Genomic DNA, 18,780 nt, shown 5'->3' with positions numbered 1-18,780 from the left:
CCGGCGTTCCCCAGGAGCATCTGCTCGCCCGTGCACACCGGCCCCGCCGCAGTATCACTGGCCACCGGCCCAGCCAACTTCTCGCGCAACGTCTCCGTGCCCGTGGCCTTCACCATGATCGACACGTGCTCGGCGGTGATCTCCCCAGCACACGCCGCAGCAGCGGTCGCGGGCAGGTGCTCACGCAACGCCCGCGCCGCCCCGACCGTCCGCTGCGCCAACGCCTTCGACAGGCGTTCCTGCGAGGCCAACCACGACGAGAAGGAATGCATCGTGTCAGCACGCCACGAACCTTCAGCCTCGATCTGACCGATCAACACCAAGCGTTGCGCCGCCAACTGGTCGGTCGCCCGACGCACCCGCTGCGACACCTCCGCCGCAAGAGACCCCGGCAGTCCCGACAGGTCCGCGGACGTGATCCTCTCGGTCACCGCCTCCAACTGGTCCAACTGCGCCAACAGACCCTCCGGCACGCCCAGGTCAGCAAGGGTGGCTGCGGTGAGGGTGGGAGCGTCGAACTCTGCAGCGGCGGCCGGGTCCTGCGAGGAAGCCGAGGAAGCCGCTGAGAACAACGAGGAGGGACCGCCCGCGGAATCCGCAGGCCCCATGCACAGACCGCCGTCTGCGGGGACCGCGCACGCGCAGACCTCCTCACGAGAGGAACGCTTGCCCTTACTCGATGCGAGCCCCTCCGAGACCGCCTCTTCCGACGCACGCTCATCCGACACGCTCGGCCAGCCCGAGCGGATCAGCGCCTCGAACGCGGCCTCAAGGTTGTCCTCGACTGCTGAGGGGGCTTGAGCGACCGGTTCGGCCCCGCCGTCACGGGCCCGCCTGGGGCGCCGCGAGACGGGCACGGGGAGGTGCTGAAAGAGACCTAACGCCTTCACAACACACCTCCGATCCTAGCCGGAACTATCCCTGTTTCTCCTGATAAGTCTATCGAACAGACGTCTTCGACGCAAGAGTTTTGGCGGTTCAACTTCGTGCATCACCTTGAACAATCAAACACCCGCCGAGCTCGGCCATAGCCGGCGTTCCACCCGCGCTAGTAGTACGTCGGAACAGCATCGCCCGGTCGAACGACGACGACATCCAGGTAGGTGTCAGCCACGAGCGCATCCACGGCGGCCTGACTGCCGACGATCCCCGCCCAGTGCGGGTCGACATCACGGGCGAAGCACCAGCTCCGGTCCGCCGGCCAGACAAGTGCGGGTGGAAAATCTCCCCCGTCGGCCCCGAGAAACGTCTCCCACTCGTCGATATCGGTCAGTCGTCCACGGAACAGGGCGTACTGCCGGTAGGGATACTCCTGCCCAGGGGGAAGTGCGACCAACGGGCCGGCGCTCATCTCAGGCGAGAGTCCCGAGTAGCCGTCCCACAGACAGAAGTAGCAATCCTGAGGAGTGGCGGTGAACCTCCAGAGCCGGTGGAGCGCTCGCCTTGCTTGCAAGAGGTCAGACGGGTGGCCATCACCGACGTTGACGTCCGACTCGGCCTGCCCAGGCCTGATGGGATCGGGGACAAATCGAAGTCGAGCCCGCGACTGAAATCCGTCCGGCCCCAGAGTGACCAGCCGCTCCCACGGAGTCGGCGAGGCAACGAGCCAGTTCGCTGGCGACACGTCCGCCCAGTAGTGGAGTCCCACGTCAACAACACACCGGGCTCGAGGAACTCCCATAGGGACGCAGCACATACGTCGTCGGACCTCTCACCTCCCACCGTCCCCCTTCTTTGCTCTGCTCGGCTGCACCCGCGGCGGTTCCCCAGGCATCTTCGGGAAGTCGGGCGGGAATGGCAGCTCACCCAGCCCGGCTGCTACATCCCGTTCCCACCACCCGAGCAGCACGTCGATCGATCCCGGGTCGTCGTGCATGGTCGCCCATGGGTCCCCCACGGTTGCCAGTCGCTCCGGCACGGAGAGCACCGTGAACGACTCCGGCGAGGCGCCCTCGAGCTCGTCCCACCCCAGCGGGCACGACACCGGGGCGTGCGGCAGCGCCCGCGGGCTGTAGGCCCCGGCCATGGTGCGGTCCCGGTTGGCCTGGTTGTAGTCGACGAAGATCTTGCGCCCGCGCTCCTCCTTCCACCATGCGGTCGTCACGCGGTCCGGAAGACGCCGTTCGAGCTCACGGGCCGCTCCGATCACCGCGTGGCGCACGTCGAGGAACTCGTGAACCGGCGAGATCGGCGCAAAGATGTGCAGTCCCCGGTTCCCGGACGTCTTCACAAAGGCCGTCAACCCGGCGGAGGCGAGCACCGCCCGCAGCTCCTGCGCAACGCCGATCGCGTCACCAAAGTCCGTGCCGGGCTGGGGGTCGAGGTCGATCCGGAGCTGATCGGGGTTGTCGGGATCCTGCGCACGCGAGGCCCACGGGTGGAAGACGATCGTGTTCATCTGAGCCGCCCAGACCGCGGCGGCGGGCTCGTCGATGACCAGCTGGGGATGGGACCGACCGCTGGGGTACACGACGGTCACGGACCGGACGAAGGCCGGCACGCCGCGCGGAGGGTTCTTGGAGAAGAACTGCTCCCCGTCCACGTCCGTCGAGAATCGCTGCAGTGAGACGGGCCGGTCCCCGTTGGCGGCGACGAACGGCCCACCGACGTCGACCAGGTACCGGGCGAGGTCCCCCTTGGTGATCCCGAGCGCGGGCCAGAGCACGCGGCCCGGGCTCGACACCCGGATCTCACGCTCGCCGTGCGGTCCAGGGACCGTCAGCACCACCGCTTCGCTGGCCATAGGTCCAACGTACCTACCCGCACCGACACGGCATCCCGGGAGGACCCCAGGCAAACCTCAGGCAGACGGCTTCGTGGCCTTCCCGTCGAGCCACAGCGTGTTGGACTCGTCGCTGTGCGGTCCGCTCGTACCCACGTGCTTGGCGGAGATGGTCGGCCCGTTCTTGATCACGTGGACAAGCGCCATCCCGTGACCACGGCCGAGCCCGTAGTCGTCCTTGAGCCACTCGAGGATCACGCCCGCCTTGACGGCCGGGTCGGCGAAGCCCTTCTGCTCCGCGATGGAGACCAGCTCGCGTGGGGTGCGACCGGTCTTGACCTCGATCGCGTCGAGGTAGGCCTGGAACGACATGCATTCTCCTTCGTCAGGGGGCGGGACTGGCTAGACAGTCAGCGGGACCAGACCGTCAGTGGGATGCGGCGGCCAGGAGCGCGTCGATCTGCCCCATCGCCCCGCGCATTCCTTCTTCCATGCCCATCGCGGTGACCTGCTCGAGGTGCTCGACGCTGACGAAGCGGGTCACCGTGGTCATCCGGGTCTTCCCGTCGACCGTCTCAAACGTCACGACGCACGCGATCGGTTTCATGGCAGGGTCGGGCTCGCCGTCGGCTCCGGAGAAACCGTCGTCGAACTCGAGCCGGTGCGGCGCGTCGATCGCGGTGATCGTCCACCAGCCGAGAGCCTTCTCGCCCTCCGGTCCGGTCATGTAGTAGCGGGACTGACCGCCGACGACGAAGTCGTGGGAGTCGAAGGTGGCCGGCCAGGTGGGCGGTCCCCACCAGCGCTCGAGCTGGCGTGGATCCTGCCAGACCTGCCACACACGCTCGATGCTCGCCTCAAACTCTGCGACAAAGGTCAAGGTCAGGGCACTGGTGTCCTTGCGGGTGCTGACGACGGCCATGACGTCATTCCTCTCGTATATCTTCAGCCAGAATCTCATCGATGCTCTGTGCTCGCAGGCGCCAGATCTCTTCGTAGGCGTCGAGCAGGCGGGCAGCCTTGCGCAGCGTCGCGCGGTCCCCGTGCACGATCTGCTCCCTCCCCCGGCGTTCCTTGGTCACGAGCGCCGCCCGTTCAAGGACCACCACGTGCTTCTGGACCGCCGCGAAACTCATCGCGTAGTGCTGAGCGAGCATCGAGACGGACTGCTCGCGGTGGATGACCCGGGTGACGATGTCACGTCGGGTAGCGTCGGCCAGTGCGTGGAAGATGCGGTCGACCTCGGCATCGCTCAGAGTATCTACAACCATTTGGTTGTAGATTACCCCTCGCGTGCACGCCGCCGCAAGAGAACTGGAGCAATTCCCTGAACACGTGCCCGACGCCGTCCCGCGCCTCCCGCGGCGGCCGTGCGTCCCACCGCGACCGCGCGTGAAGCTAGGCCCCGAGTTCCGCCGCATCTGGCTCGGCAACGCCGCGTCGAACCTCGCCGACGGCGTCACGTTCGTCACGATGCCGCTGCTGGCCGCGGCCATCACGCGAGACCCGCTCGCCGTCGCCGGCCTGACGATCGCCTACACGGTCCCCCGCATCCTCACCGTCCTCGGCGTCGGGGTGCTCGTCGACCGGAGCGACCGCCGGCGCCTGCTGTACCTGGCCAACTTCTCGCGGGCGGCGATGTTCGCGATCCTCACGGTCCTCGTGGCGGCCGGCGCCGCCCCGCTCGCCGTCCTCTATCTGGTCTACGCCGCGATCGGCGTCATCGAGACCGTGTCTGACACCTCCGCCTTCGCCGTCCTGCCGCAGGCCGTCGCGGCGAAGGATCTTGATCGCGCGAACTCGCAGATCGCGGGGACGCAGGTCGTCATCGACGAGTTCGTCGGGCCGCCGCTCGGTGGGCTCCTCTTCGGGGTCGCCGCCTGTGCCGCGACCGGGCTCAATGCCGTGGCGTTCCTCGTCGCCGGCGTGAGCTTCTTCGCCCTCCGCGGTACCTATACGCAGCCGGTCCCCGATCCGGCAGCGTCCGCGCAGGCGCCCGCGCCGACCGTCCTTGCCGACATCAAGGAGGGCGCCGCCTGGACCGTCCGTCACCCCGTCGTGCGCACCCTGGTCGTCGTCGCAGCGCTCGCGAGCATCGGCTACATGATCCCGTTCTCCTACCTCGTGCTCTACGCCCACGACATCCTCGGCCTGTCCGCGACCGGCTACGGCCTGCTCCTGTCGTTCTCGGCCCTCGGCGGCCTCGCAGGCAGCTGGCTGGCCGGCCGGCTGAGCAGACGGGTCGGCTACGGCTGGTCGATCGTCGGGGCGCTCGGGCTGGGCGCGGCGTCGTTCGTCGTCATCGCGGCGTCGAGCAACGTCGTCGTCGTGGCCATCGCCCTGGCGGCGTACATCTGCCATGCGGTCGTCTGGAACGTCCTCGCCGCATCGGTGCGCCAGCGGGCCATCCCGAGTGCGCTGATCGGCAGGGTCAGCTCGGTGAACCGACTCCTGAGCCTGTTGGGCCTGGCCGTAGGAGCTCTGCTGGGCGGGACGCTCGCGGGGCTGCTCGGGTTCCGGACGCCCTTCCTCGTCGCGGGCGGCCTGTTCCTCGTCGCCGCGGCGGTCTGTGTGCTCGCCCTGCCGCACTTCCGCGAGTGGGAGGCGAGCCAGCGCCGCGGGCGCCAGATCAGCGCCGCTTGATGCCCTGGGCGAACAGGTCGAGCAGGCGCAGCACGCCGTAGGAACCAGACACCGCGATGACCTGGTCGCCTACACTTCACATGGCGAACCGGGGTGCCAGCGCCGCCCACCCGAAGCCACATCCCGTCACAGCCAGACAGTCAAAGCCAGACAGAGGTCACACCCATGCACGCGCCCATGATCGCTCCCGGAGACCGATGGACCGGCGAGCGCGGCGAGGACCGGTGGCGGCTGAGCACGTCGCCCCAGACGCTGACCCGCCTCTCCGACGACGTGCCCCTCACCGAGATCGTCGGGGTCGACGCGGCACTCCCCCTGGTCATCGCATTCCTGGCCATTCGCCCGGGCGGCGGGCGCGTGTGGGTCGACGGCGAGGGGAATGCCACCACTCAGATCGACGGGCACGACGTCTACCTCGGCACGCTGACGGCTGCGGCGGCTCTCGCGCACGTCGACGACGGCACCCTGCGCGGTGCGATCATCCGCGCTCTGACCAGCACCCCGCACTCCACGGTCCGGGAGATCGCCTTCCAGCTCACCCGAGACGGACAGCCGACCGGCCGCTCGGAGGTCAACCAGGTCCTCTACGGCGAACGCAGCGTCTTCACCAAGGACGACTCGACGGTCCCGCGGTGGCAGGTCGCCTCTGGGCCAACCGACTCAAGCGCGCCGTCACCCCAGCCGGCGCGGTCGCCCCGATCACGCAGGGAGGTTCAGGATCGCGACACCTACGCGCACCTCCTCGAACCGGAGCCCTCCGCCACGCCCGTCCGCGCCCCCGCAGTCGCCCGAGCCGCGCAGCAGGCTCCCGTCCACGTCCTCGATCTCATGTCCTGGCAGCACGAGGCGATCGCGGCCTGGTACGCCAGCGGATGCCACGGGATCATCGAGGCGGTCACCGGAACGGGCAAGACCCACGTCGGGCTCGAGGCCGTCGCGCACGCGGCAGCTCGAGGCGAGCGGTCCACCGTCCTCGTCCCGTCGGTCGACCTGCAGGACCAGTGGACGGCTCGGTTCGCGAGCTTCTTGCCTGACCTGAGGGTGGCGTGGCTCGGTGGCCGGTCCTCCGGGAACCCGGAGTCCGCGGATGTGACCATCGCCGTGGTGAACTCGGCGACGAAGACAGATCTGAGCGCCATTCCGCGCGCGTCGCTCATCGTGGCCGACGAGGTCCACCGGTACGGCGCCGAGGGCTTCCAGGTCGCGCTTCGCGTCGGGTACGAACGACGGTTGGGCCTCACCGCGACGCTCGAGCGGACGGACGACGCCATCGAGGCGGTGCTCAACCCGTATTTCGGCGGTACCCGTCTCGTCGTCGGGTTCGACCGGGCCATCCGCGAGAAAGTCGTCGCACCCTTCCGCCTGGTCATGGCACCCGTCACGATGAACGACGAAGAGCAGGCCGAGTACGACGACCTGAGCCAGAAGATCTCGACCGCGATCCGAGCCCTGCGCAGCCAGGGCGCCCTGGGGGGCGGAGGCGGCGGGCTGCTCCAGCAGATCGGTCGCCTCTGCGGCGCACCCGGTCGCGTCGGCCACGCCGCCCGCACCGCGACGGGCTCGATGCGTGACCGACGCCGGATGCTGGCGCTGCTGTCGGGAAAGCTCGACGCGATCGAGGAGCTCTCCGAGGTCGTGGCCGCCAGCCAGGGCGCCGTCCTGTTCACGCAGTCGAAAGAGGTCGCGGAAGAGGCGACGATCCGGCTTCGAGAATGGGGCGTGGCCGCATCCGCCCTGCACAGCGGCATGTCCGCCGCAGAGCGCGGCGCGGCCCTGCGCGGCCTGACCTCCGGCGACCTGCAGGCGCTGGCCGCCCCCAAGCTGCTCGACGAGGGCATCGACCTACCGTCTGTGGATCTGGGGATCGTCATGACGGCGAGCAGGTCCCGTCGGCAGATGGTCCAGCGGCTCGGGCGGGTCATCCGGCGCAAGGCCGACGGGCGGCCGGTCGACTTCCTCATCCTCTACGCCGCCGGAACCGTCGAAGACCCCTCCGACGAAGGTGTTCATGAAGGCTTCTTCGACCTGGTCGGCGAAGTCGCCACGCACCGGCTCGAGCTCGAACCCGGCTGGACGGCTGCCCAGCTCTGAACCGGCGGGCTCCTCAGTACACGGTGCCCATCGCCACGCGGACCTCCCCCAGCGTCGTCTCCGCGATCTGATTGGCCCGGGCGTTGCCCTGGCGGAGGATGTCGCGGACGTGGTCGAGGTTGGCCGCAAGCTCGACCCGTCGCCGGCGGTGCGGGGCGAGGTACGAGTTCACGGCGTCAGTCGTGACCTGCTTGAGCCTTCCCGCTCCGCCGTCCCCGATCTGGTCGGCCAGGGTGAGCGGATCGGAGTCCAGGCAGAGCGCGGCCGTGGTCAGCAGGCCGGCGACGCCGGGTCGGTTCTCCGGGTCGAAGGTGATCCGCCGGTCGCCATCCGTGCGGGCCTTCCGAATAGCCGAGGCGGTCTCGTCCTCGGTCATGCCCAGGGAGATCGTGTTGCCGTAGGACTTGGACATCTTGCGTCCGTCCAGGCCAGCAAGCTCCGGGGTGGACGTCACCAACGCCTCCGGCTCGGGGAATACCGGACCGTAGCGTTCGTTGAACCGCCGGGCGATCACGCGAGCCTGCTCGACGTGCGGGACGTTGTCCTTGCCCACGGGGACGAGGTTCCCCTTGCAGAACAGGATGTCGGCCGCCTGGTGCACCGGGTAGGTCAGCAGGAGCCCGGACAGTGCCCGTCCGGAGGCCGCGAGCTCCGCCTTCACGGTCGGGTTGCGGTGCAGTTCGGCCTCGGTCACCAGGCTCAGGAACGGCAGCAGCAGCTGGTTCAGGGCCGGGACGACGGAATGGACGAAGATGGTCGTCCGCGTGGGATCGATGCCGGCGGCGAGGTAGTCCAGGATCGCCCCGTGCACGTTCTGGCGCACGTTCGCCATCGTGTCGCGATCGGTGATGACCTGGTAGTCAGCCAGGATCAGGAAGGTCTCGACGCCGAGGTTCTGCAGGCGCACACGCTCGACGAGGGTGCCGAAGTAGTGACCGAGGTGCAGCGGGCCGGTCGGCCGCTCGCCGGTCAGGACTCGAAACTGCTCCGGGTGCTTGGCGACCTCGTCGCCGATGCGTGCTGAACGGGCGCGCGTTGCTGTGAAGGTATCCACCATGCTCTTCTTCCTCTGACGTGAGAGGGCTGCATGGACTCGTTGGACCGACGGTCCGCTGGCTGCCATGCAGCCCACGGACGGATGTCTCGAACGGCTGCTAGCGCAGCCACCAGCCGAGACGGTTGAAATTCATGTGTTGAGTCTAGCGTCGTCGGGCATGACCTCGCTGCGAAGCGGGAGCCTGCGCACGCTCTCGAAGCGGTGCTGGGCACCGTCGATCGGGTCCTTGAAGGACATGTCGCTCGCCAGGAGCTGCAGGGGCGTGGAGAAGTCGTCCAACGCGACGTCCCGGACGACCGGGTAGAGCGGGTCCCCGCTGATGGGTATCCCCAGCCCGAGCATGTGCATCCGCAGCTGGTGGGTGCGTCCGGTCCGGGGAGAGAGCCGGTAGACCGCCATGTCCCCCAGGACGGTCTCCACCTCGATCAACGACTCGGCGTTCGGCGCTGCGCCATGCAGCACCTCCGCCTGCCACTGGCCGCGACGCGTGAGCAGATGATTGCGCACGGTGACGGGAAGATCGAGGTCGGGACGCAGCGGGGCGAGAGCGCGATAGGCCTTATCCACCTCACGACGCTGGAACAACGACTGGTACGCGCCACGCCAGCGACGCTGCGTGGCCAGGACGAGCAACCCCGACGTGACTCTGTCCAGGCGGTGCAGCGGAGAGAGCTCGGGCAGCGCGAGCTGCTCACGCAGACGCACCACGACGGACTGCACCACGTGTCGGCCCCGTGGGATGGTCGAGAGGAAGGCAGGTTTGTCGACCACGACGATCCGCTCGTCCTGGTGGACGATGTGGATCTCGCCGGGGACAACGGCTTCGTCAACAAGGTCGCGGTGGAACCACACGAAGGCGCACGGCCGGTAGGCGGCGGCAGCGGCTACCGCTGCGCCCGTCTCGTCGACGAACCGTCCCGCCGCCAGGAAACCGGCGACATCCACCCGCTCGGACAGGCGGTCCTCGAGCCAGTCCCCCATGGTCGGCCAGGGGGTCGTCCGCAAGGGGTCGGCATCCGGGGTGCGCATCCATGCGGCATCGAGCCCGTGACGCCGGGGCAAGGGGGAACGGGGAGGCACCCGCCGATCTTACTGGGCCAGGTGTCAGAGCCCCACTGACCAGATCAGACAAACCATGTATTGTGACCAGTCATCGCTGGTCAACGCGTCGCCCCACTGCTACTGGGTGCCGTGACAAGTGGTACCCACATCCTGAAAGAGCACCCGGCTACGGCCCGGAGAGGACCTGCTCATGAACGCCGCACCGACGAAAGTCTCCGCCCAACAGGCGACAGCCTCCTGGGTTCCCCTCATCGTCGTGGTCCTCACGCAGATTCAGGCGTCCTTCGCCGTGAACGCGCTGACCGTCTCGATGGCGGGGATCACCGCAGACCTGAACACCGCGGCGACATCGGTCGGGACGGCCATCACGGCCGGAACCTTCGCGATGGCCGCATTCATCCTGCTCGGCGCGAAGGTCGGCGCTCGCTACGGGACGCGCTTCGTCTTCCAGATCGCGGTCGTCGTGCACGGTGTCGCGATGCTTGGCGTCGCGCTGAGCCAGAGCCCCACGATGCTCTTCATCGCGCAGGCGTCCTCCGGGGCCGTGATCGCCCTCATCGCCCCCGCCCTCACCGTCTTCATCGCGACGAACTACCAGGGCCGTCAGCAGGCCAAGTCCATCGGCCTGCTCGCTGCGGCCATCCCGGCGGCCGGGGTGCTCGCCCTCCTGATCGCCGGATCCTTCGCCACGACGATCGGCTGGCGCTGGTCCTTCGTCCTCGTGGTCGTGCTCGCGTGCATCAACTTCGCGCTGAGCTTCACGCTCAAGAAGGTGCCCGCCCAACCCGGGCTGACGATCGACTGGGCCGGCGCCTTCATCGCGGCGGCGGCCGTCATCCTGCTCAGCTTCGGGTTCAGCGGACTCGCCGGCTGGGGTGTGTGGCTGGCCACGCCGCAGGCGCCCTTCGACATGCTGGGGATCTCCCCCGCGCCGCTGCTGATCATCGCGGGCATCATCGTCGGGCAGGTGTTCTTCATGTGGCTGCGCAAGCGCGGGCGCGAGGGCAAGCCGCGCATCTTCGACCTGCGCGTGATCGCTTCCTCGACCGAGCGCGCCGTGATCGCGTGCATGGCCTCGATGCTCTTCGTGGGCACCGCCGCGAACTTCCTCATCCCGCTGTACATCCAGGTCGTGCAGGGCCGCACGAGCATCGAGACCTCGTTCGCGATCATTCCCTACACGCTGTCGATCTTCCTGGCATCGACCTTCGTCGCCTACCTCTACGGGCGCTTCAGCCCCAGGGTCCTGGCGACCGCAGGCTTCGTCGTCGTGGCCACCGCGCTCACGATCCTCGCGTTCACCGTGCGCGGGGAGTGGGGCCAGGCCTTCGTCGTGATCGGGCTCGTCCTGCTGGGCCTGGGCCAGGGGTCCATCGTGGCTCTGGTCTTCAACACCCTGCTGTCGGCGGCTCCCAAGGAGCTGGCCGGTGACGTCGGCGCGTGGCGGGGGCTCGTGCACAACCTCGCAGGGTCGGTCGGCATCGCTGTGGCCAGCGCCTTCGCGGTCGGGCTCCTGGCATCGACGCTCGCCACGAGCGCAGCCGAGCACCCCGAGATCTCGAGCGAGCTCATCAACGAGATCAACTTCGACGACGCGAACTTCCTCACGAACGAGCAGCTCACGGTCGTTCTCGAGGGCACCGGTGCGACCCAGCCCGAGGTCGTCACCGCGGTCGAGATCAACGCCGACGCGCGCCTGCGCGCCCTGCAGATCTCTCTGCTCGCCCTGGCGGCCATCTCGCTCCTGGCGATCGTGCCCGCGACACGGATGCCGGAGTTCCGCGAGGGCGACCTGCCCGCCAAGCTCGAGCCCGACGACGACGAGATCAACGACATCGCCGATCCGGAGCTGGCGGAGACCCGCGCGTGACCTGCGGCCCGCTGGCGCAGGGCGCCGGCAGCCTGCGTCGCGGCGTCTGACATCGGCGTCGCACCCGTGCCGGCCGCCCGGCGCGCGCATGCCCGACGGCGCAGGGCCGGCACCTGGGTGCTCGCGGTCGCCGCGGCGGGGCTGGTCGTGTGCGGACCGCTCGCGGAGGCGTCGTCCGCACTACCTCGCTCGGCGGTCGTGGACGTCCCGATCACACCCACTCCCACGTCCGAGCCGGACGGCAGCGGGCTTGGCGAAGCCGTCCCGGGTGAGCCGGTCGACCCGACGACTCCCCCGGTGCCGGACTCGACCGAGGCACCTGGCGATCTGGATTCCGGCGGGCCTGGGGCCCCCGGGGAGTCCGCGGAACCGGGTGCACCGGACCAGACCCCGAAGTCCCCCGTCAGTGAGGAGCCGGTCGACCCCACACCTGGGTCAGACGACGCCACACCGGAGGAGACCGAGGATCCGGCCGCGCCCGAGGCCCCGGTCCTCGATCCGATCCCACCCGCGGCATCCGACACGTCCCGGTCGGCAGCCTCGTGGATCATCGCGATCGCCGTCCTGGCCATGAGCGGCCTGCTCCTGGTGGCACTGCGGCGTCGGGCCCTCCACGCCTCACCGGAGCAGGTTCCCGACGCCGCGTACGGCTGGCCTCCGGATGCGCCGCACGCGCCGTCTGCGGCAGTGACCTTCACCGCGATCGAGGCGGTCGGGGAGGCGATGCTCGACGCCACGTACTCCGTGATCACGATCGAGGCCGCGCTCGAGGACATCGCCCGGGCGAACGCCTACCCGGCGACGGAGGTCGTGGTGCTGCCCACCGCGCTCTTCGTCTCCACGCGAGGCGGCGGCGAGCTGCACACCGGCGCGATCTCGAGCGGACGCCACAAGCTCCTCCTCCACCAGGTTGATGCCCTCGACCACCTCGTGCGCGCCGCACGCGCCGGCGAGGTCGATCCAGCCCAGATCCTCCAGCGTGTCGGTGAGATCCGGACGGCGCCGCCGCCCTTCTCCCGGTTGGTGCGCATCGCTGCCTACGCGCTGCTCTGCGCCGGGATCGCCGTGATCCTGGGCGCATCGCTGGTCGGCATCGCCGTCGCGGGCGTGCTCGGTGGGTTCGTGGGTACGGCCCGCCTCCTGAGCGCGGAGGTCTCCCGGCAGCGGGAGCCCCTGGTCACTGTCGCGCTGGCGTTCGGGGTCTCGACCGCCGTCTTCCTCCTGGCGCGTGCGGGATGGGATCCGGGCGTGCTGCCCTCCCTCATCGCGCCGCTCGTCATCCTCCTTCCGGGGGCCTTGCTGACGACGGGGATCATCGAGCTCTCGGCCGGGCAGATGATGTCGGGCGCCGGGCGGCTCATGGCCGGCTTCATGCAGCTCACCCTGCTCTCGGTCGGCATCGTGGCCGGGGCTGCGCTCGTGGGTGTGCCGCAGATCGTGCTCTCCGAGGCCCACCACCCCATCGGCCCGGCCGGACCGTGGATCGCAGTCGCCGCCTTCGGTGTCGGCGTCGTCGTCCACCAGGGCGGACGGCGCGACTCGATCCCGTGGATCCTCCTCGTCCTCTACGTCGCGTACGGTGCCCAGGTCATCGGCGACATCTTCTTCGGCGGTGTGCTCTCCGCGCTCATCGGGGCGTTCGTGATGACCCCCGTCGCCGTCCTCGTCTCTCGCCACCCCTCGGGACCCGCCGCGGCGGTGAGCTTCCTCCCTGCCTTCTGGCTGCTCGTGCCCGGGGCGCTCGGGCTCGTCGGCGTGACAGCGCTCCTGGGAGGTGACGGCGACGGCATGTCCACGGTCGTGACGACCTTGTCCACGATGGTCGCGATCGCCTTGGGCATCCTCGCCGGGTCTGCGCTCAGCAGCTCCTCACGGTCCCCGAGGGGTGACGTGCTCTAGATCGCGTCGAGCGGTGCCCACTCCACGACGGCGAATGAGCCTCCCGACCGCTCGACCTTGAAGCCGCCGTGCCCGCCGAAGTGCGCGGGGAACAACAGCAGGCCTTTGTCGGCGGCCTCGGAGAAGATCCGGTCACGGGTGGCGTTCGCCTGGGTGTGATCCTCGTCGAAGCAGCTCGACGTGCCGGCGTCACGTACCTGGGCCGGGCTGTGCAACGTGTCGCCGACGAAGAGGACCTCGTCGTCGCCGGAGACCAGGCGCACGATCGAGGCCCCGGGGGTGTGCCCCGGTGCGGCCTCTAGGGTCAGTGCATCGTCGATGCGGTGGCTGCCGCTCCACGCCACCACCTGCCCCGCGGCCAGGACCGGGGCGATGCTGTCGGCCCACACGGTGTGCGCACCCGGTCCCATGATCGTGGCGTGGCCGTTCGCAGGGTCCCAGAACTCCAGGTCCTCGGCGGGGAGCAGGTACTGGGCGTTCGGGAACGTCGGCACCCACGCGCCGTCGACCAGGCGGGTGTTCCAGCCGACGTGGTCGGCGTGCAGGTGGGTGTTGACGACGACGTCGACGTCCTCCGGCGCGACGCCGGCCGCGGCGAGGCGCGCGAGGAAGTCCGTCTGCAGGTGCGACCAGCTCGGAACATCCGGACGGTCCTTGTCGTTGCCGATGGCCGCGTCGACGAGGATCGTCCGGCCGCCGCTGCGCAGGATCCAGGTCTGCATCGCGACGCGCGAGGTACTCTCCATGGCGGTCGCGCCGTCGGACTCGAGGAAGTGAGGCCGGAGCGATCCGGCGTCTTCTTCCCAGACGGACGCGTCCGTGCCGGGGAAGAACTGGTCCGGCGTCATACCGATGCTGGCGATGCTCTCGACGGCGCGGGTGACCGTCACACCACCGAAGTTGAGGACGGGGGCCGTGGGGCGGGTGATGGTGGGCATGGTGTCGTCTGCTCTCGCTGGAAGGGGTCTCTCGAGGCGGTCCGTGCCGCTCCGGAGATCAGCATCGATCACCGCGCCACGACGAGGAAGCCCCTGTTGTGCCTATCCCCGGCAGGGATACCCACGGCCCGTCGCGGAGTGCAAGACTCGGGTGCATGACCTCATCTGCGAACGGCGCGCTCGGCGACTTCCTGCAGGCCAGCCGCGCGCGGATCACGCCTGAGGAGGCCGGCCTCACGCTCTACGGCGACCACCGCCGGGTCCCCGGGCTGCGCCGGGAGGAGCTCGCGATGCTCGCCGGGGTCAGCTCCTCCTACTACACGCGCCTCGAGCAGGGGCAGTCCCGCAACGCCTCGCCGCAGGTCCTGGACGCCATCGCCGCGGCGCTGCGCCTGTCCGACGCCGAGCGCACGCACCTGGGTGACCTTGCGGCGTCGGGCACACGCCGGGTCCTGCCGAAGAAGCCGCCCGTCGAGCGGGCGGACCCGGCGCTGCTCGAGCTGCTCGCTTCCCTCGGTGACGTCCCCTCCCTCGTCCTGGGGCGGCGCGCCGATGTCCTGGCCTGGAACCCGCTCGGGCACGCCCTGCTCGCCTCGCACCTGGACCCGGACTCGTGCCGGTCCTCCGCCCAGCGCCCCAACATGGCCTCGCTCGTGTTTCAGGACGCCGAGACCCGCACCCTGTACACCGACTGGCGGGCGAAGAGCCGGGCCGTGGTCGGCAACCTCCGGCTCACCGCGGGCAAGCACCCCGAGGACCCCGCGCTCGCGCTGCTGATCGGCTCGCTGACCGTAGCCAGTCCCGAGTTCGCGTCCCTGTGGGCCGATCACCGGGTCCAGCCGTGCGCGACGGCCGTGTATGAGCTTGCCCATCCGCTCGTCGGGAGGGTGTCGGTCAACCAGCAGACGCTCCGCTCGGTCGACCATCCCGACCAGAGCCTCGTCACGCACACGGCGCCGGTCGGGTCCGCGTCGGCGGAGGCGTTGACGCTCTTGGCGCAGGTCGTCGGGTCGACGACGCCGCCACGGACAGGCCTGGATCCCCGAGGGGTCCGCCAGTCGCGCACCGGTGCGGACGGGACCACCGGACCCGACATCAAGTGGGGCGCGAGATCTTCGCGACCGCCCGGGCGATGATCGTCGGGACGTCCGCGTCGATGTCGATGACCGCCCCGGGCTCGTCCGCACCGAGCGGCTCGAGCGTGGCGAGCTGGGAGTCGAGCAGCGCAGGCGGCATGAAGTGGTCGCTGCGTCCCTCCAACCGGGAAGCAAGGACGTCCTTGGTCCCGTCGAGCTGGATGAACAGCGTCCGGGGCGCTTGGGCAAGGATCGCATGGCGGTACACACGCCGCAACGCCGAGCACGCCACGACCACCCCGGTCTCAGCATCGGCCAGCACACGACCGACCACCGCCAGCCATGGCCACCGGTCCGCGTCGGTCAGCGCCGTCCCGGCAGCCATCTTCTCGATGTTGGCTGCCGGGTGCAGAGAGTCCGCGTCGACGAAGGGGACACCCAGCTCACGGGCGATGAGCGCCCCGATCGTCGACTTCCCCGAACCAGATACCCCCATGACCACGACCCGCGGCACCACCCCGCTCGGCACCTGCTCCATCGCGTCCACCCTTCGTGCGTTCACTGGTCGCGCGTTCACCAGTCGTGCATGGTGCCGTCAGCGAGCCGGTTGTAGGGCAGGTACGCCGTCGCGTAGGGGTACTTACCCGCCTCATCCACGTCCAGCTCGACGCCGAGTCCAGGCTTGTCGCCGGGGTGCAGCATGCCACCCTCCCACCGGTAAGACTGCTCAAACACCTGGTTGGTCCGCTCCCCGTGCTGCATGTACTCCTGGATCCCGAAGTTGTGGATGGCAAGCCCGAGGTGCATCGCAGCAGCCATGCCGACCGGTGAGATGTCAGTGGGTCCGTGCATGCCCGACTTGATCTGGTACTGACCGGCATAGTCAAGGATCTTCTTCAGGTGAGTGATCCCACCCGTGTGCGTCACAGCCGACCGCACGTAGTCGATGAGCTGCTCCCGGATGATCTGCTGATAGTCATAGACCGTGTTGAAGATCTCCCCGATCGCCAGCGGCGTCGTGGTGTGCTGACGGACCAGGCGCAGGGCCTCCTGGTTCTCGGCGGGCGTGCAGTCCTCCAGCCAGAAGAGGTCGTAGGGCTCGAGGGACTTGCCGAGCTTGGCCGCCTGGATCGGGGTCATCCGGTGGTGGCCGTCGTGCAGCAGCGGGACCTCGGGGCCAAACTCGTTGCGCACGGCCTCGAAGACCGTGGGGATGTGACGCAGGTAGGCGCGGGTGTCCCAGTCCTCCTCAGCCGGCAACGCACCCCGCTGAGCCGGCTCGTGGTCGTAGCGCACGCCCTCGTTGCCGGGCAGGCCATCGTTCGAGGCGATGCCGTAGATGGCCCGCAGTCCGGGGACGCCTGACTGGATCCGGATCGCCTGGTAGCCCTGCGCCTGATGGGCGCGGACGCTGTCGAAGAGCTCGTCGAGGGTCTTGCCCGAGGCGTGCCCGTAGGCCATGAGGCCCGTACGCGAGGCACCGCCGAGCAGCTGGTAGAGCGGCATCCCCGCGGCCTTGGCCTTGATGTCCCAGAGCGCGACGTCGACCGCAGAGATCGCAGCCATCGTCACCGGGCCCCGGCGCCAGTAGGCGCTGCGGTAGAGGAACTGCCAGGTGTCCTCGATCCGGTGCGCATCGCGGCCCAGCAGCAGCGGGACCACGTGCTCGGTCAGATACGCCACGACGGCCAGCTCACGCCCGTTCAGGGTGGCATCCCCAAGCCCGGTCAAGCCGTCATCCGTCGTCAGCTTCAACGTCACAAAATTTCGGTCGGGGCTGGTGACGATGACCTCAGCCTTGTCGATGATCATGTGAATTCTCCTCATGCTTCTCGGTGGTGGTGTTTTCTCGGTGGTGACCGGGCGGCGACGTCGCTCGGGTCGAACTGGTAGCCCGCAGCTCGACCTCCAGTTGGAGCGCGATCTGGCGAGCGGTTGCCACGCCTCAGCCCATGGACGACGCCGCGTCGCTGACCCGAGCCACGAACGCTTCGTCCGCCGCAAGACCAGCGTCGAGCAGTGCCACGAGACGCGTGACCGGGTTTTCGCCCGCGAGCGCTGCACGGACCGCGGCGACGGCTGCGTCGTCGGGCAGCGTGGCCGGCTCCCCCGTACCTGCCGCGTCCTGCGCCGCGAGCAGCGACGCCACCCACGCACCGATCGCCCAGGCGCACGCGGCCGCATCCTGCCCAGCCGCACGCTCGCGCACCGCGACGGCCGCGACACGCACGCGCATCTTGGTCACGCCCTCCTTGGCGATCTGGGCGAGGCGGTGCTCGATGCGCCCGTTCTCGAAGCGCTCGAGGAGCGCCCGGCGGTAGGCCTGCAGGTCGAGCCCTTCGGCTGGAAGGTGGCGAACAGCCTCGTCCCAGAGCGCCTCTACCTGCGCGCGGCACACCGGGTCGACGACGGCCTGCGCCACCGTGGCGTGCCCACGCAGCGGTCCGGCGTATGCCAGGAGGCTGTGAGCGCCGTTGAGCAACCACAGCTTGCGGCGTTCGAACGGATCGATATCACGCACAAACTTCGCTCCGGCATCCTCCCAGCTGGGTCGGCCAGCCGGGAAGTCCCCGCTGAGCACCCAGTCGGCGAAGGGTTCGCAGACCACGGGCGCGTTGTCGATCCATCCGCTGAGCTCGGCGACCAGAGCGACGTCCTGCGACGTGGTCGCCGGGGTGATGCGGTCGACCGAGGTGGAGACGAACGAGACGTTGGCCTCGATCCACCGGGCAGTCTCAGGGCGGGCGTGCTGCGCGATTGCAAGGATCCCAGCCCGGACGTGCTCGCCGTTGCCCGGCATGTTGTCGCACGGCACGATCGAGATCGCGCCGCCGTCCGCGCGGCGTCGGGCCTCGAGCCCGAGCACGAGGCGGCCGAGCGTGCTGACGGGCGCCTGGGTGCCCGCGGCCGTCCCGGCGAAGTCCGGTGCGACGAGCCCCGGTCCCGTGAGCGCAGACCGGAGCCGATCCATGTCCTCCACCATGACGTGGTCGTCACGGTCGGGGGCACCGTCGGAGGTGAGCCGGTACCCGGCCTCGGTGATCGTGAGCGTGACGATCGCCGTCGTGCTCGCCGCGAGCAGCGGCACGAGCCGGTCGAGACGAGCGCCGTCCCACGCCTCGACGATGCTCGTCACGACCGACACCTGCTCCGAGGTGGCCGCGCGCTCGAGGACGCTGTAGAGCCCGTCCTGCTGGGCGATCTCCTCGGCGGCCTTCGGGCTCCGGCCGGTGAATGCCGCGATGCCCCACTCGTGCGCGACATCCACGCGATCTGTGAACCATGCCTGGTGGGCTCGGTGGAAGGCCCCCAGCCCGAGGTGCACGATGCGCACGGGGGCGGGGGCGGACGGCTTCCCGGTGCGCGCCGCGAAGGTCGCGCGGTCGAGCGGGACGGCTAGAGCTGAACTCATGATGAGCCTT

At 69.4% G+C, this 18,780-nt stretch carries 17 protein-coding genes; 5 read left to right on the top strand and 12 right to left on the bottom strand.

All coding sequences use genetic code 11. The features are described 5' to 3' along the window. The 6 genes from BLQ50_RS17775 to BLQ50_RS17750 form a co-directional block, all read right to left on the bottom strand. Positions 1–608 (bottom strand): DUF222 domain-containing protein (locus tag BLQ50_RS17775; RefSeq protein WP_139185871.1); only part of this gene is annotated, 608 nt, incomplete at its 3' end. Positions 609–1,048: 440 nt separating this feature from the next. Then, a complete protein-coding gene (locus tag BLQ50_RS17770; RefSeq protein ID WP_093186746.1) occupies positions 1,049–1,351 on the bottom strand; it encodes a hypothetical protein in 303 nt (100 codons plus the stop codon). Between the two features lie 360 nt (positions 1,352–1,711). Beyond that, the gene (ligD, locus tag BLQ50_RS17765; protein WP_093186717.1) at positions 1,712–2,743 is read right to left on the bottom strand and encodes a non-homologous end-joining DNA ligase; all 1,032 of its coding nucleotides are present in this window, start codon (positions 2,741–2,743) and stop codon (positions 1,712–1,714) included. A 57-nt stretch (positions 2,744–2,800) separates the two neighbouring features. Further along, complete coding sequence (locus BLQ50_RS17760) at positions 2,801–3,094, bottom strand: DUF4287 domain-containing protein (RefSeq protein ID WP_093186715.1); 294 nt, start codon at positions 3,092–3,094, stop codon at positions 2,801–2,803. A 55-nt stretch (positions 3,095–3,149) separates the two neighbouring features. Beyond that, positions 3,150–3,644 carry an SRPBCC family protein gene (locus tag BLQ50_RS17755; RefSeq protein ID WP_093186712.1) on the bottom strand — a complete coding sequence of 165 codons (495 nt, stop codon included), beginning with the start codon at positions 3,642–3,644 and terminating at the stop codon, positions 3,150–3,152. Between the two features lie 4 nt (positions 3,645–3,648). Then, the gene (locus BLQ50_RS17750; RefSeq protein ID WP_093186709.1) at positions 3,649–3,993 is read right to left on the bottom strand and encodes an ArsR/SmtB family transcription factor; all 345 of its coding nucleotides are present in this window, start codon (positions 3,991–3,993) and stop codon (positions 3,649–3,651) included. Between the two features lie 121 nt (positions 3,994–4,114). Between BLQ50_RS17750 and BLQ50_RS17745 the strand changes: the two genes are divergently transcribed. Together BLQ50_RS17745 and BLQ50_RS17740 are read left to right on the top strand one after the other, a co-directional pair. Further along, on the top strand, positions 4,115–5,365 hold the full coding sequence (locus tag BLQ50_RS17745; RefSeq protein WP_093186706.1) for an MFS transporter: 1,251 nt from the start codon (positions 4,115–4,117) through the stop codon (positions 5,363–5,365). A gap of 165 nt (positions 5,366–5,530) precedes the next feature. Continuing rightward, on the top strand, positions 5,531–7,456 hold the full coding sequence (locus tag BLQ50_RS17740; RefSeq protein ID WP_093186704.1) for a DEAD/DEAH box helicase: 1,926 nt from the start codon (positions 5,531–5,533) through the stop codon (positions 7,454–7,456). Between the two features lie 13 nt (positions 7,457–7,469). Here the strand turns inward: BLQ50_RS17740 and trpS are convergent, their stop codons facing one another. Both trpS and BLQ50_RS17730 read right to left on the bottom strand, forming a co-directional pair. Beyond that, positions 7,470–8,510 (bottom strand): tryptophan--tRNA ligase, encoded by a 1,041-nt coding sequence (trpS, locus tag BLQ50_RS17735; RefSeq protein WP_425424114.1) that lies wholly within the window; start codon positions 8,508–8,510, stop codon positions 7,470–7,472. A 132-nt stretch (positions 8,511–8,642) separates the two neighbouring features. Beyond that, a complete protein-coding gene (locus BLQ50_RS17730; RefSeq protein WP_093186699.1) occupies positions 8,643–9,593 on the bottom strand; it encodes a pseudouridine synthase in 951 nt (316 codons plus the stop codon). Positions 9,594–9,765: 172 nt separating this feature from the next. On the opposite strand from BLQ50_RS17730, the gene BLQ50_RS17725 reads away from it, so the two are divergent. Together BLQ50_RS17725 and BLQ50_RS17720 are read left to right on the top strand one after the other, a co-directional pair. After that, positions 9,766–11,445 carry an MFS transporter gene (locus BLQ50_RS17725; protein ID WP_093186696.1) on the top strand — a complete coding sequence of 560 codons (1,680 nt, stop codon included), beginning with the start codon at positions 9,766–9,768 and terminating at the stop codon, positions 11,443–11,445. Between the two features lie 66 nt (positions 11,446–11,511). Then, positions 11,512–13,344 (top strand): threonine/serine exporter family protein, encoded by a 1,833-nt coding sequence (locus BLQ50_RS17720; RefSeq protein WP_139185870.1) that lies wholly within the window; start codon positions 11,512–11,514, stop codon positions 13,342–13,344. On the opposite strand, the gene BLQ50_RS17715 is transcribed toward BLQ50_RS17720, so the two are convergent. Next, positions 13,341–14,282, bottom strand: a complete 942-nt coding sequence (locus tag BLQ50_RS17715) for an MBL fold metallo-hydrolase (protein WP_093186690.1) — start codon at positions 14,280–14,282, stop codon at positions 13,341–13,343. The two genes, BLQ50_RS17720 and BLQ50_RS17715, sit on opposite strands and share 4 nt — an antisense overlap. 155 nt (positions 14,283–14,437) lie before the next feature. Here BLQ50_RS17715 and BLQ50_RS17710 point away from each other — a divergent pair, with 155 nt between their 5' ends. Beyond that, a complete protein-coding gene (locus BLQ50_RS17710) occupies positions 14,438–15,418 on the top strand; it encodes a helix-turn-helix domain-containing protein (RefSeq protein WP_093186687.1) in 981 nt (326 codons plus the stop codon). On the opposite strand, the gene BLQ50_RS17705 is transcribed toward BLQ50_RS17710, so the two are convergent. From BLQ50_RS17705 to BLQ50_RS17695, 3 genes are all read right to left on the bottom strand, one after another. Further along, positions 15,378–15,896, bottom strand: coding sequence for a gluconokinase (locus BLQ50_RS17705; protein WP_093186684.1), 519 nt, complete (start codon positions 15,894–15,896; stop codon positions 15,378–15,380). The genes BLQ50_RS17710 and BLQ50_RS17705 overlap by 41 nt on opposite strands. A 35-nt stretch (positions 15,897–15,931) precedes the next feature. After that, positions 15,932–17,170 (bottom strand): D-mannonate dehydratase ManD, encoded by a 1,239-nt coding sequence (manD, locus tag BLQ50_RS17700; RefSeq protein ID WP_093186681.1) that lies wholly within the window; start codon positions 17,168–17,170, stop codon positions 15,932–15,934. A 133-nt stretch (positions 17,171–17,303) separates the two neighbouring features. After that, positions 17,304–18,770: a mannitol dehydrogenase family protein gene (locus tag BLQ50_RS17695; RefSeq protein WP_093186679.1), complete on the bottom strand. Its 1,467-nt coding sequence runs from the start codon at positions 18,768–18,770 to the stop codon at positions 17,304–17,306. Between the last annotated feature and the right edge of the window lie 10 nt (positions 18,771–18,780).

Source organism: Sanguibacter gelidistatuariae, from assembly GCF_900096585.1.
GTDB classification, from domain to species: Bacteria; Actinomycetota; Actinomycetes; order Actinomycetales; family Cellulomonadaceae; genus Sanguibacter; species Sanguibacter gelidistatuariae.
Note: the sequence above shows the minus strand (reverse complement) of the source record. Positions and strands in the feature narration are given on the sequence as shown.

Coding starts and splice junctions, on each gene's coding strand:
- BLQ50_RS17725 (WP_093186696.1), top strand. CDS start 9,766: ATGAACGCCGCACCGACGAAAGTCTCCGCCCAACAGGCGACAGCCTCC.
- BLQ50_RS17695 (WP_093186679.1), bottom strand. CDS start 18,770: ATGAGTTCAGCTCTAGCCGTCCCGCTCGACCGCGCGACCTTCGCGGCG.
- BLQ50_RS17755 (WP_093186712.1), bottom strand. CDS start 3,644: ATGGCCGTCGTCAGCACCCGCAAGGACACCAGTGCCCTGACCTTGACC.
- manD (WP_093186681.1), bottom strand. CDS start 17,170: ATGATCATCGACAAGGCTGAGGTCATCGTCACCAGCCCCGACCGAAAT.
- BLQ50_RS17710 (WP_093186687.1), top strand. CDS start 14,438: ATGACCTCATCTGCGAACGGCGCGCTCGGCGACTTCCTGCAGGCCAGC.
- BLQ50_RS17760 (WP_093186715.1), bottom strand. CDS start 3,094: ATGTCGTTCCAGGCCTACCTCGACGCGATCGAGGTCAAGACCGGTCGC.
- ligD (WP_093186717.1), bottom strand. CDS start 2,743: ATGGCCAGCGAAGCGGTGGTGCTGACGGTCCCTGGACCGCACGGCGAG.
- BLQ50_RS17740 (WP_093186704.1), top strand. CDS start 5,531: ATGCACGCGCCCATGATCGCTCCCGGAGACCGATGGACCGGCGAGCGC.
- BLQ50_RS17770 (WP_093186746.1), bottom strand. CDS start 1,351: ATGAGCGCCGGCCCGTTGGTCGCACTTCCCCCTGGGCAGGAGTATCCC.
- BLQ50_RS17705 (WP_093186684.1), bottom strand. CDS start 15,896: ATGGAGCAGGTGCCGAGCGGGGTGGTGCCGCGGGTCGTGGTCATGGGG.
- BLQ50_RS17715 (WP_093186690.1), bottom strand. CDS start 14,282: ATGCCCACCATCACCCGCCCCACGGCCCCCGTCCTCAACTTCGGTGGT.
- BLQ50_RS17750 (WP_093186709.1), bottom strand. CDS start 3,993: ATGGTTGTAGATACTCTGAGCGATGCCGAGGTCGACCGCATCTTCCAC.